We start from the raw sequence: 13,432 nt of genomic DNA on the forward strand, positions 1-13,432 counted from the left end.
GACGGTCATGATGCTGATTTTTTGTGCAGCCACCGGCCCCGACAGCGGTCGGGTGCGGGCGCCAGTGGCCAAGGAGTAAGGCAGCGACCGCGTGCGTCCGATCGCCGAACGCCGCTGGCACGCGATGGCAGCGGCCCGCTTACTGCCGCTCGAATTGCATCGGAACGCCCTCTTTTCGTTGCATCCGCAGCGCGGCGCCGTCGATGTCCAGCATGACATCGAAACCTTCGTCGTCCTCGATCATCCTGGCGTCGATCTCGAAGTCGAAGCGGTTCGCGGCGCCCGGCAAGTCGATCATGTTCCAGTCCGCCGTAGGGATGCCGTCGTGGTGCACCGCGATCACCCGGCTCTTGCCGGATCCGGGCAACAGCCAGAAGCCATCCTGCGCCCGCGGCTCGTAGCGCAACGGGCCGTCCTTTCCCGGTATGAAGACGGTCAACTCCTCCAGCGGCTTGCCCTGATAGCGAAAACGCAGCGCGATGCCGGCCTGGGCTTTATCGAGAGTGGCGCCGACCAGCTTGAAAGGCGGTCCGGCCTCGCCCGGCGCGCTCGACAGCACCACCTTGTCGGCCAGCACCCGCCAGCGTCCCTTGGCCGCCTGGTCGGTGGCGCCGTAGGACAGGGCGTAGTCGAAGCTGCCGTCGGCCCGCAGCAGCAGCTCGGCGCCCACCTCGCTGACGCCCCTCAGGTAATAGTGGCCGGCCAGGGTGGCGGCGCGCGCCTGTTCCTGCGCCGTCATCGCCGCGTCAACCGGGCAGGCGGCGGCGCCGGAGGCAGCGGGCAGCGCCGCCACCGCGCGGAACGACGCGCTTTCGCGGCAACGCACATGATCGGCCAGGCTCGGTCCCGCCGGCGTGGCCGCCGACAACGGCGCGCCGTGCGACGCCAGCAGGCGCAGGATGGCGGGCTGGCGGCTCACCACGGCCTGCCACGCGCCTGCGTCATCGGCTTTGGCGCCGTTGTCGAGCAAGATGCCCACCAGGTCCGCACGGCGGCGCCGGATGGCTTCCTGCAGCGGGGAACGGGCGTCTTCACCCAGGCGCACGGCGGCCCCGCCGGTGGCGTCGATGCGCGCCAGGCGCCGGGTCATCGAGGCGCGCTGTTCGCCCATCAAGGGCAGTGCGTGCTTGTCGAGCAGCGCGCCGTACATCCGCGCCAGCAAGGTGGCCTTGTCCGCACAGGGACGGTCGAACTTCAGGCCGCGCGCGACCAGGGCGTCGAGGTAAGCCTCGCTCCCGTCCAGCAGGGCGCGCGCCGCCTCCGGGCTGGCGACGCAGGCAGCGGCGACACTGGTGCCCGACAAGGCGGCGATCCGGTCCACCAGCGCGATCTTGCCCGAGCCGATCGCCAGGTCGATCGCCGATGCCCCGCCGCCGGTGCCGGCGCCGAAGTCTAGTCTGGCGCCGGCGCCGAGAAGCCGCGTGAGCAGCTCGTCCTGGCCACTCCGCAAGGCCACCTGGACCTGCAAACGGCCGGCACCGTCGACCCGGTTGACCTGGGCGCCGTGCGCCAGCAACAGCGTCACCAGGTCGGGCTGCCGCATGGCGATGGCGGCGGTGAGCGGCGTGCTCGTGCCGGGGTCGGAAGGGGTCTGGACATCGTCGGGCCCGGTGCAGTCGCCGCAGTTGACGGCGGCGCCACCGTCGATCAGCTCGCGCGCCAGAACGTCGTTGCCTTCCAGGATGAACGAACCGAGCCTGCCCGCGCTGATGCGCCTGGCGTCGAAGCCAGCCTGCGCGAGCAAGGCCTTGATAACGGGCCGGGATTGCGGTGTGTTGAGCGCTGCCGACCTGGACCAGGCAGCGGCCACCCGCGGCGTGGCTGCTGCAAACGCGGCGCGCCGCGCCGGGCTGATATGGCGCAGCAACAGCTCGACCTTGGCGACGTCGCCTTTTTCAAGGGCGTCTTCCAGGATCTGAGGACGCCCTCGCAGCGGATCGGCGCCCAGTTCAAGCAGCAGTGCCGCCATGGCGGGACTGTCCGCCAGCAGCGCGTCGGCCAGCGGCGGCGCCAGGCCGGCTTCCATCTCGTCCCCGGTCGGCGCGGGCACGCCATCGGCCAGCGCGCCCATGGACACCAGCTCGCGCACGAAGGCGGCATCGCCGGCGCGCACCGCGAAGTGCAGCAAGGTCGCTTTGGCAAACTCGGGCCGCTCGAAGCCGAGCACCTCGCGATTGAAGCCGCGCGGGCCGATCTGGTCGAACGGCATGCCGCGCGCCGCCAGCGACCTGGCCAAGGCCATATGTCCGGCCGCGGCCGCGGCTTGCGCGGCGTCGAGCTCGATGTTCCATTGCTGCTTGCCAGGCGCCGCTCGCGCAAGCAAGGTGCGCACCACGGCCACGGCGGCGGCATCGCCATTGGCGGCGGCCACGGCCAGCGCGGTCGGGTCGTTGCCGTGTTCGAGGTCGAATACCGGGCGGGTGCCGGTCTTGATGAGGGCCCGCACCACCTCGGCGCCCTCGGTCACGGCCAGGAAGGAGTTCCATGCCACGTAGTCCGCCATCGGCCGGTCGATGCCTTCCTTTTTCGCTTGCGCATCCTGGCGCCGGTACGGGCGCAGCGCACCGGCCTTGAACAGGTGCAGCAGCATGACGCTGCGTTCGGTGCGCGACACCAGCGGCGTCTTCGACGTCGTGCGCATGAAGTATTCCTGCTTGAGCACGAATTCGAGCGCCGTGCTGCCTTCGCGCCGGTCGCGTCCTTCCACCGGCGCGCCCGCCGCCAGCAGCATCCTGACAATGTCGGGGGTGCCGAACACCATCGCCAGGTGCAGCGGCGGGCGCGACGACTCGGACGTGGCATCGGTCACGCTGGCGCCGTGCGCGATGGCGGCGGCGATCATGCGTGTGATGGCGGGCATGCGCGCGCGGTGGGCGGCCAGTCGCTGCGCGATGGCCTGCGGCGTTTTCTCGGCATCGTCGGCGCCGACCTGCGCCGCGGGTGACCACAGCAAGGCTTGCAGTATCGGGCGATTGTCGACGGCATAGTCTGCCAGCCTGGTGATGCGCGGCAGCACGGACAGGAATGCGGCTTCATCACCGGCCCTGGCGGCAGCCCACAGGGCGATGACATCGGGCGTGGGCGTGGCGGTGTAGGTGCGGCCGATCGGCTCGCAGTGGCAGTCCGCGGCAGCCGCGGGCGCGGCCTTGCGCGGCTTGGGCTTGGGGGCGGCATCGGCCGTGGTGCCGCTCAATACGATCAATGACGCGCCCAGGAAGCGGGCGAGCACGGGATAGGACGGGAGGGCCATGAGGGCTTTCAGTTGGCGCTGCGGGGGCGGATTGCCATGCCGGTCAGGGCTGGAAATCATGGAGTATCCGGATTCCGGATTTTTGCGCGCCAGATGACCTTGGAGCGATTGTTCGGTGTGCCGTCGATCGTGTCCGGCCGGCGGCCGACCTACGCGCGGCCGGTTGTCGCTCATGCGGCAGCAACATACGCCTCGAGAAACTCGGCGGGCATGCGGCGCACCCGGCCGCTGCTGATTTCAATGCACACCAGGTCCCAGCGCCCGCGCAGGACGGTGACGCCATCGCGCTCCCTGACCAGTTGAAAACGCCGCTCCATCGCGATCTTGCCATCGCCGCCGGTCAGCCAGGTGGCCAGGGTCAGGGACTCGCCCAGCACGGTGGGAAGCAGATAGTCGTACTCGCCGCGCCGGATCGCCATGGCCCGGTCGAGGCGGCGGTAATCGTCCAGGTTCAAACCAAGCTTGTGGGAATGCGCCCAGCCGATCTGTTCGCACCATTGAACGTACACGGCATTGTTGGTGTGATTGAGCCCGTCGATATCCCCGGGCTGGGGTGTGATCGTCTGCACAAACGGATTTTCGTGGTCCCAGTCCAAAACAGTCCCTTTTCACTAGATTTGTGCGATTGCACACGTTCTCCAACGGCATTTTGTTCACCACGCCCCCGCATGCGCAACCGGCCTCTCGACATACACACGGGTTTCCAAAGACCCGCATCATCGCGTTCCCGTCCGCAGTCGAAGCGCGCCTGGTGGTCGCCCGGCTCCACGTCCAGTTGCGCGGCAAAGGCGCGGCGCAGATTGTACTCCGTGCCGAAGCCGCTCTGGCTGGCGGCGCGCTCGACCGTCATGCCTGCGCAGCCGCCGCCAGCGGTCCAGGGTCAGGGCCGACAGCGCCAAGCGGCCACCATCTGCCGGGACGGATGACAAAAAAACCGTGAAGAAAGGCGCGCTCCCTCCGAAATGCATGAGCTTCCCACCTTATGCCGCTTTCTCATCTTATCCCGCCGAAACGCGACGCTGATCCGCCGCAGGCTGAATCCAGGCTTCTCCAATAGTTGAATGACAACTGAGCCGGGTCGGGTTGCAACGCTACTCTGCCAGGCGCCACGTCGGGTCGGCGTCGCACTGTTTTATCCGCGTATGTATCAGCTTACGACCGCCGCAGCCTACCTATACAACTTGATAGCTACATCCCTAAAGAGGTATATGTAAAGTCGCACTGCCTTTGCAATAAGGCAAGAATAGCGAATAGGTAACTATATGTTGTCGTGCGGATCCGGCAGTGCGGCAATGAGAAATACGCAGTGGAATTCGCAAGGAATATTTTCTCTTGAGCATTACCCGCTTGCCACAAAGGCGGCGCCGTTGGCCTGGAAACAGAAAACACGCCAACCACATCGCCCTTCTTGAACCACGCCACTTGTCGACAGACGCGCGTCATCCCAGCGCCGGTACCGCCCGGCGAGCGGGCTGCGCCCTGCGCCTGTCGATAGGTCAAACATGGCGGGAGCACCGTTGCTACCGGTTATTGATTAACTAAAAGGAATTCTGGATGACAAATTATTCTGATATTTGCATAGTTGGCGCCGGTATAGGGGGATTGACTTGTGCGACCCAATTGATGAACGCCGCCGCTGGCAAGAATTTGCGGGTCCGGGTGTTCGACATGGATACGACCGTGGGCGGCCGCATTCAGTCGCGCAAGATAGACGAGGAGGAAATCGCCGAACTCGGTGCCGCCCGCTACTCGCCGCAGCTCCATCCGCATGTCGAGCAGCTCATGCGGGAATGCGGACTGGCGCATGCGACCTACCCTTTCACCCAAGTCGTGTCGCTCGATCGCGCACAGGAAAAGCTGAAGGCCACCCTGGTGAGCCTGAGTGCGATGCTGAAAGAACATCCGAATGAGTCTTTCCTTGAATTCGTCAGCCAGTATCTGGGCGCCGCAGAAGCCACCCGCATGATCAAGGCCACTGGCTATGACGCCTTGCTCATGCCGGTCATCTCGGCAGCCATGGCTTACGACATCCTCAAAAAGCACCCGGAAACCCAAAGCTATACCGAAAATGCCGCCAACGAATGGCGCTATGCCACCGAAGGCTACAGCGAGCTGCTGAGCCAGCTGCAGCGCCAGGCACAGGACGCCGGCGTGGAATTCCGGCTGGGGCATCGCTTGCTGTCGGTTGAAAAATGCGGCGCCGACCATGCTCTCGCCTTTCGCCATATGGGCGATACCCAGATGCATAGGGCACGCCATGTGATCATGACCATTCCGCCGAGCGCGATGAAGCGCCTGAACGTCGACTTTCCGGCTTCCTTCAGTCCCTTCCAGTACGATTCCCTGCCTTTGTTCAAAGGCTTCCTGACCTTCGATACGGCGTGGTGGGACGCGCTCGGGCTGACCGACAAAGTGCTGATGGCCGATAATCCCCTTCGGAAAATCTACTTCAAGGGCGACAAATACCTGGTGTTCTACACCGACAGCGCCAGCGCCACCTACTGGCGCGAATACCTGGAGCAAGGGGAAGACGTGTACCTGGACCGGGTGCGCCACCATCTGAAAGAAGTGCTGCCGCTGAACGGCCAGCCGCTGCCGCAGATCAAGGCGCATTTTTACAAGCACTGGCCCCATGGCGTCGAGTTCAGCCTGGAACCGGAAGCCGAGCATCCGGCCACCCTGCTCCACCGCAACGGCATCATTTCCTGCTCGGACGCCTATACCGCGCATTGCGGCTGGATGGAAGGAAGCCTGATCAGCGCCGGGCACGCCACGCGCCTGTTGCTGGAACGGCTCAACCAACCGGCTGAACAATCCGACGACGGTTTTACACGCCTCACCTCCCAGACTGAGCGCGCATGAGCATTCTCGACCTTCCCCGCTTTCATTTCCGAGGATTTGCTCGCGCCAATGTGCCGACTGCTAACCGCAATACGCACGGCCATATCGATATCGCCACCAATGCGGTATCGATCGCGGGTGAACCATTCGATCTGCGCCGCCCGCCGTCCGAATTCCATGAGCACCTGAAACAGCTTGCCCCCAGGTTCAATGCCGCCGGCAAGCCCGATCCGGAAGGCATCTTCAGCGAGGCGGCAGGCTACAATTTTTGCGGCAACAATCATTTTTCATGGGAAAATGCCAGGATCACCGGCGTCCAGCTGCGCGATGGCGAGGTCGATACACAGGACGCGCTGGTCGGTGCCAAGCTGGCCTTGTGGGGACATTACAACGACTATCTGCGCACCACGATGAACCGCGCCCGATGGGTCGACAGCAATCCGGCCGAGCCGGATAGCACGCTCATTTACGCGGGCCAGTTCACGCTGAGCGGCAAGCAAGCCACGCCCAATACGCCCAGCCTGTTCAGTGCCGACATCGGGCCGGCGCACTCGGTACGCTGGGTCGGCAACGGCCATATCAGCGAGCGCCAGGGGCATTTTCTCGACGATGAATTCGGCCGTTCCAGGCTGTTCCAGTTTTCGGTGGCGAAGCAGGATCCGCATTTCCTGTTCAATCCGGACACACCGCTGCCGGACAGCATGCGCGCACTGCAACAGGCGCTGGCCGACGAGGATGTGCTGGGGCTGACGGTCCAGTATGCCTTATTCAATATGTCGACGCCGCAAAAGCCCGACTCGCCGGTATTCTACGACCTGGCCGGCAGCATCGGCCTGTGGCGCCGCGACGAACTGGCCACCTACCCGGCCGGGCGCCTGCTGCTGCCGCGCCAGGGCAGCCTGGGGCCGGTGCTGGTGAAGGTGCATGCGGACCGGGTCTCGCTGAATATGCCGACCGCCATTCCATTCACCACGCGCGAGGCCGGCGCCGTGTCCGAACAGCATCCGACCCATGCCCTGGGCGGCAAGCGGGCGCTGGGCGACCTCCTGCTGCACCGCGCCTCCGGCAGGCTGATCGCCCGCATTCCCGAGCAGCTGTACCTGGATTACTGGCGCCATCATGGCGTGGTCGATGTGCCGCTGCTGCACCCCGCCACGGCCGCTGGTTCGCTGAGCCTGTCGAGCGCCCAGGCGCAGTGGGACGAAACCGACTGGGTGCTGCAATCGGACAGCAATCAGCTGTATCTGGAAGCGCCCAACCGGCACAAGCGGCAGGACTTTCCGCAAACGATCACGGTACAAAGCCGTTTGCGCGGCGAACTGGCCGTGCATCCGGCCTTGACGGCGCAGGCGCAAGACGGCGCGCTCGTCAGCGCGCAGGTGGCACCATCGGCCTTGGGCGACGGCTACGCCGAACTGACCCTCACCGGCCGCCGCCCGGGCGCGACCCGCATCATGCTGGGCGAGGCGAAGGGGCAGCAGTTCATCGGCGCCCGCGTCTTGCCCGACGACTGGGATCTGGACGAGGTACCGGCCGAACAGGTCGATTATGCCTTCCTCTACCGGCACGTGATGAGCTATTACGAGCTGGTGTATCCCTTCATGTCGGACAAGGTGTTCAGCCTGGCGGATCACTGCAAGTGCGAAACCTATTCGCGCCTGATGTGGCAAATGTGCGATCCGCAAAACCGCGACAAGAGCTACTACATGCCGAGCACGCGCGAACTGTCGCAGCCGAAAGCGCGCCTGTTCCTGAAATACCTGACCCAGGTCGAAGCCGCCGCCAAGACCACGCTTCCCCAGGCCGGCGCGCGCCATGTCATCGGCTGCAAGGGCGAACTGATCGCCGAGCTGAAAACGGCAATCGACCTGGAACTGTCGCTCATGCTGCAGTACCTGTATGCCGCCTATGCCATTCCCAACCATGCACAGGGCATGAAACTGGTCGAAGCCGGCCGCTGGCTGCCGGACGAGCTGGAACTGGCCTGCGGCACCGAAGACCGGCGCCGCAACAGCGGCGCGCGCGGCGCCCTGCTCGAAATCGCCCATGAGGAAATGCTTCACTACCTGATGGTCAACAATGTGCTGATGGCGTTGGGCGAGCCGTTTTACGCCGGCGCCCCGGCGCTCGGCGAGCAGGCGCGCCAGCGCTTCGGCCTGGACACGGAATTTGCATTCGAACCTTTTTCGGAGCATGTGCTCGCCAGGTTCGTGCGTTTCGAGTGGCCCGACTATCTTCCCACGCCGGGGAAATCGATCGCCACCTTCTATGCGGCGATCCGTCAGGGCCTGGCCGATCTGCCGGATCTGTTCGATGCCGGCGGCGGCAAACGCGGCGGCGAACACCACCTGTTCCTCAAGGAGCTCACCAACCGCGCCTATCCCGCTTATCAGCTGGAAGTTAGCGACCGCGACAGCGCGTTGTTTGCGATCGACTTCGTCACCGAGCAGGGGGAAGGCGTCGCTGTCGAATCGCCGCATTTCGCCGTGTCGCATTTCCAGCGGCTGCGCGAGCTGGCCGGCCGCTTTTCGGCACGCGGCAAACCGTTCGAACCGGCAGTGCCGGCGCTGAAAAACCCGGTGCTGGAAGCACGCGCCGACTGCACCCTGGTCACCGACCGGAAGGCGCGTTCGCTGATGCGGCTGTATCAAGGCTGTTATGAGCTGACCTTCCAGCTGATGGCGCACCATTTCGCGCAAAAGCCGCTGGGCAGCCTGCGCCGCTCGCGCCTGATGAATGCGTCCATCGACATCATGACCGGTTTGCTGCGGCCCTTGTCGGCCGCGCTGATGAACATGCCGTCCGGCGTGCCCGGCCGCAACGCCGGACCGCCGGTACCCGAGCCGATCACCACCACCATTGACAGCGACTACAGCCTCGGCTGCGAGATGCTGGCGCAGAAATGCCTGGCGCTGGCGCAGTACGCCCGCAGCCTTGAAGCCGATGTGGTCGGCATGGCGCAGATCGCCATGCTGGAATTCTTTAATCAGCAATTGACCGATTTATCTCGGGGAAAGATGTCAAGAGAGGCCTAAATGCACAAAATCATCATCGTAGGCGGCGGCCTGGCCGGTAGCCTGAGCGCCATCTATCTGGCGCAGCGCGGACACCAGGTCCACGTTGTCGAAAAGCGCAGCGATCCGCTGCTGGAAAGCGCGGCAAACGCCGATCCGGTCAGTTCGCGCGCCATCGGCGTCAGCATGACCGTGCGCGGCATCAAGGCGGTGCTGGGAGCCGGGATCAGCAAACACGACCTGGACCAGTGCGGCGAGCCCATCGTCGGCATGGCATTTTCGGTCGGTGGTCAATACAGGGTGCGCGAACTGGCTTCGCTGGAAGGCTTGTTTCCCCTATCGCTGGACCGCACCGCGTTCCAGCGCCTGCTGAACAACTACGCCGCCAGGCACAAGGTGACCTACTATTTCGGGCATAAGTGCCTGGATGTCGACCTGGAAAAGAAAACCGTGCTGATCCAGGGCGAGGATGGCGTGTTGCAGCAGTTGCAGGGCGACCTGATCATCGGCGCCGACGGTGCGCACTCCGCAGTGCGGCGTGCCATGCAAAGCAGCATGCGGCGCTTCGAGTTCAAGCAGAGCTTTTTCCGGCACGGCTACAAAACCCTGGTGCTGCCGAACGCGGCGGAACTCGGCTTCCGGAAGGATCTGCTGTATTTCTTCGGCATGGATTCGAAAGGCACGTTCGCCGGCCGCGCAGCCACCATCCCGAACGGCAGCATCAGCTTCGCCATTTGCCTGCCCTACTCCGGCACCCCAAGCCTGACCACGCACGACCGCGAAGCCATGACCGGCTTCTTCAGCCGCTACTTCGGCCGCCTGCCGCAAGCCAGCCGGGACGCGCTGCTGGAGCAGTTCCTGGCGCTGCCCAGCAACGACCTCATCAATGTCCGCTCCAGCACCTTTCATTACAAGGGCAATGTGGTCCTGGTCGGCGATGCGGCGCACGCCACCGCCCCCTTCCTCGGGCAGGGCATGAACATGGCGCTCGAAGATGTCCAGGTCCTCGTCACCTTGCTGGACCGCTACGGCGACGACTTGGCGCGCGCCCTGTCCGAGTTCACGGAGCAGCGCAAGGTGCAGGCTGACGCCATGCAGGATATGGCGATCGCCAACTACGAAGTGCTGAGCAACCCGAATTTTATTTTCTTCCTGCAGACCCGGTACACCCGCTACATGCACAAGAAATTTCCCCGTGTTTATCCGCCCGACATGGCGGAGAAACTGTACTTCACATCGGTTCCTTACGATGTGCTGCAACAAATCCAGAAGAAGCAAAACGTTTGGTACAAACTTGGAAGGGTAAACTAATGAACATTCTCGTCATCGGCGCCGGACCAGCCGGACTGATCTTTGCCAGTCAAATGAAGCAGGCCCAACCCGCCTGGAATATCAGCATTGCGGAAAAAAATACCCAGGAAGAGGTGCTGGGCTGGGGCGTGGTGCTGCCGGGACGCCCGCCGCGCCATCCCGCCAATCCGCTGTCTTACCTGGCGCAGCCGGAACAGCTCCATCCGCAATTCTTGGAGGAATTCAAGCTGGTCCACCACGACCAGCCGAACCTGATGAGCACCGGGGTGACGCTGTGCGGCGTCGAACGGCAGGCCCTGGTGCAGGCGCTGCGCGCCAAATGCGTGGCGGCCGGCATCACGATCAGTTACGAGACCCCGCTGGCCAGCGTGGCGCAACTGGAAGCCGGATACGATCTGGTGGTGGTGTCGAACGGCATCAACCACACATCGCTGGAGCTGCCGCAAGCGCTGGCGGCGCAGGTCGATTTCGGGCGCAATAAATATATCTGGTACGGCACCACCCAGCTGTTCGACCAGATGAACCTGGTGTTCCGCGAGAACAAGCACGGTCTTTTCATCGGCCATGCCTATAAATACTCGGACACGATGAGCACCTTTATCGTCGAGTGCAGCGAAGAGACGTATGCCAAAGCCGAGCTGGGATTCGATTCCGCGCGCGACGCCGCCTATATCGCCAAGGCGTTCGCGCCGGAACTGGGCGAGCACAGGCTGGTCAGCCAGCCGGGCCAGGGCTGGCGCAACTTCATGACGCTCAGCCACGATGTGGCCAGCGACGGCAAGTTCGTCCTGATCGGCGACGCGCTGCAATCGGGCCACTTCTCGATCGGCCATGGCACCACCATGGCGGTGGTGGTGGCCCAGCTGCTGGTGAAAACGCTCAGCGCCGAAGCCGACACGGCCGCGGCCCTGGCCAGCTTCAACGCGCGCGCGGTGCCACTGGTCAAGCTGTTCAAGGACCATGCCGACGCCAGCCGCCTGTGGTTTGAAAGCGTGGGCGAGCGTGCCGCTCTGAGCAACGCCGACCTGACCGCCAGCTTCGACGCGCGCCGCAATCACTTGCCGCCGCTGCAGGACGCGCTGATGGCCAGCCTCGGCTACGCCCTCGGTCGCTAAAGGAACCGCCATGCCGCCACACGCCACGCCGCCGCTGCTGCCGATGCAATGGAGCAGCGCCTACATCTCGTACTGGTTGCCGATGCAGCAAGACGACGAGCTTACCTCCGGCTATTGCTGGTTCGACTATGCCCGCAACATCTGCCGCATCGACGGCCTGTTCAATCCCTGGTCGGAAAAGGAGACCGGACACCGGCTCTGGATGTCGGAAACCGGCGACGCCGGGCGCGAGCGAAGCCGCAAACAGAAGGTCGCGTATGCCAGGGAAGCGTCGGCAGTCGGGATGGAACTGCGCGACACCGTGCTGGCCGACGAGGTGACACCGTTCCAGGCGCTGTTCCTGCCGCAGGCGATCCTGGTCGACGGCGCGGCCCGTCACGATGGCCGCCACACCGTGCTGGGCCAGGCGGCTGACGCCTGGGTGGTGGAGCGGCCCGGCAAGACGCGTTCGGTGTTTTATCTCCAGGCCGGCGGCAACGGCTTGCTGCGCATGGTCACCGGCAACGATGCGCAGCATCAGTCGGTACGCGACTTTCCAAACTTTGTTGCCGGGGACATCGCGGACAGCGTTTTCATGTCGGAATAAAACGACGTTCCGTCCCGATCACAGGCGAATCAGCCCGGCGCATCGACGTGCGCCGCCGGCGTTCCGGGGATGGCCTCATCCGCCATCCTCGCCCTCATTCCAGTTTCTGCAATTACTCGTAAAGGAATCCTGTATGCCATTGCTTGTCTATATTCTCGGGTTGACGATTTTCTCGATCACGACGTCCGAATTCATGGTGGCGGGCATGATGCCGTCGCTGGCCCGGGCGATGGGCGTGTCGTTGACGCAGATCGGCTATCTGATCTCGCTGTACGCCATTGGCATGGTCATCGGTGGCCCGCTGACCACCGTCGCTTTGCTCAAGCTGCGCATACCGAATAAACAAGCATTGCTGTGGATGCTGGGTTTGTATGCCATTGCCCAATCGATCGCGGCATCGGCCGCCAGCTACGACATCATGGCCATCGCACGGGTCGCCACGGGCGTAGCCGGCTCGGCCTGCTTTGGGATGTCGCTGGCGATCTGTGCCGAACTGGTCCGCCCTGAAGCGCGCGGCCGCGCCGCAGCGGTGGTCATCGGGGGGCTGATGCTGGCCTCGGTCGTGGGCTTGCCGATGGCGACGCTCATCGACCAATACATGGGGTGGCGCGCCAGCTTCTGGCTGGTGGTTGTACTGGCGGCAGCGTGCATGGCGCTCATCGCCATCCTGGTGCCGCGCTCCAGGCCCGCCGACGCGGTCAGCCTCGGCGACGAACTGGGGGAATTCAGGAATCCCCATCTCTGGACGGCCTACGCCAGCAGTGGACTGATCATCGGCGCGACCTTCGCGGCCTTCAGCTACTACACGCCGATCCTGACCGGGATTAGCGGTTTTCCGTCTTCCTCGATGCCCTGGCTGCTGGGTGTCTACGGCATCGCGAACGTGGTGGGCAATGGCGTGGTGGGCCGTTTTGCGGACCAGTACACCATCCCCATCATGGTCGGGGGCATGATGGTCCTGGGCATCAGCCTGGCGCTGTTCGCCCTCTTCGCCGACAATCAACCGATCAGCGTTGCGATGCTGGTCGTCACCGGCCTGGTTGGCATGTCCATGAATCCCGCCATCATCGCGCGCGTGATGAAGACCGTGCATCCCGGGCCACTGGTCAATACCGTGCACACATCGGTCATCAACATCGGGCTGGGCGTCGGGTCGTGGATAGGCGGCCTGGGTATCGCCGCCGGCTGGGGCTTGCGCTCGCCGCTGTGGGTCGGTGTTGCGCTGGCACTCCTTGCACTGCTCAGCTTGCTGCCTTACCTCGGGCAAAAGTCGGGTGATGCGGGCAGGGTCGCGTTGACGGCCGGGAGGAATTAA

General features: G+C 64.3%; 8 protein-coding genes. 6 read left to right on the forward strand and 2 right to left on the reverse strand.

Annotation, left to right across the window (positions count from 1 at the left end; all coding sequences use genetic code 11):
* Nucleotides 1–139: 139 nt before the first annotated feature.
* Together IV454_RS26305 and IV454_RS26310 are read right to left on the reverse strand one after the other, a co-directional pair.
* Nucleotides 140–3,310, reverse strand: coding sequence for an ankyrin repeat domain-containing protein (locus IV454_RS26305; RefSeq protein ID WP_206088567.1), 3,171 nt, complete (start codon nt 3,308–3,310; stop codon nt 140–142).
* A 110-nt stretch (nt 3,311–3,420) separates the two neighbouring features.
* Complete coding sequence (locus IV454_RS26310; protein WP_229521857.1) at nt 3,421–3,819, reverse strand: acyl-CoA thioesterase; 399 nt, start codon at nt 3,817–3,819, stop codon at nt 3,421–3,423.
* 985 nt (nt 3,820–4,804) lie between these two features.
* Between IV454_RS26310 and vioA the strand changes: the two genes are divergently transcribed.
* From vioA to IV454_RS26340, 6 genes are all read left to right on the forward strand, one after another.
* Nucleotides 4,805–6,112: a flavin-dependent violacein biosynthesis tryptophan-2 monooxygenase VioA gene (vioA, locus tag IV454_RS26315; protein WP_206088569.1), complete on the forward strand. Its 1,308-nt coding sequence runs from the start codon at nt 4,805–4,807 to the stop codon at nt 6,110–6,112.
* Nucleotides 6,109–9,126, forward strand: coding sequence for an iminophenyl-pyruvate dimer synthase VioB (gene vioB, locus IV454_RS26320; protein WP_206088570.1), 3,018 nt, complete (start codon nt 6,109–6,111; stop codon nt 9,124–9,126). Before vioA ends, vioB begins: the two co-directional genes overlap by 4 nt.
* A complete protein-coding gene (vioC, locus tag IV454_RS26325) occupies nt 9,127–10,416 on the forward strand; it encodes an NADP-dependent violacein biosynthesis oxygenase VioC (RefSeq protein ID WP_206088571.1) in 1,290 nt (429 codons plus the stop codon).
* Complete coding sequence (gene vioD, locus IV454_RS26330) at nt 10,416–11,531, forward strand: flavin-dependent violacein biosynthesis monooxygenase VioD (protein ID WP_229521859.1); 1,116 nt, start codon at nt 10,416–10,418, stop codon at nt 11,529–11,531. Before vioC ends, vioD begins: the two co-directional genes overlap by 1 nt.
* 10 nt (nt 11,532–11,541) lie before the next feature.
* Complete coding sequence (gene vioE, locus IV454_RS26335; RefSeq protein ID WP_206088572.1) at nt 11,542–12,117, forward strand: violacein biosynthesis enzyme VioE; 576 nt, start codon at nt 11,542–11,544, stop codon at nt 12,115–12,117.
* 133 nt (nt 12,118–12,250) lie between these two features.
* Complete coding sequence (locus IV454_RS26340) at nt 12,251–13,432, forward strand: MFS transporter (protein WP_206088573.1); 1,182 nt, start codon at nt 12,251–12,253, stop codon at nt 13,430–13,432.

Source organism: Massilia antarctica, assembly GCF_015689335.1.
GTDB classification, from domain to species: Bacteria; Pseudomonadota; Gammaproteobacteria; order Burkholderiales; family Burkholderiaceae_D; genus Telluria_A; species Telluria_A antarctica.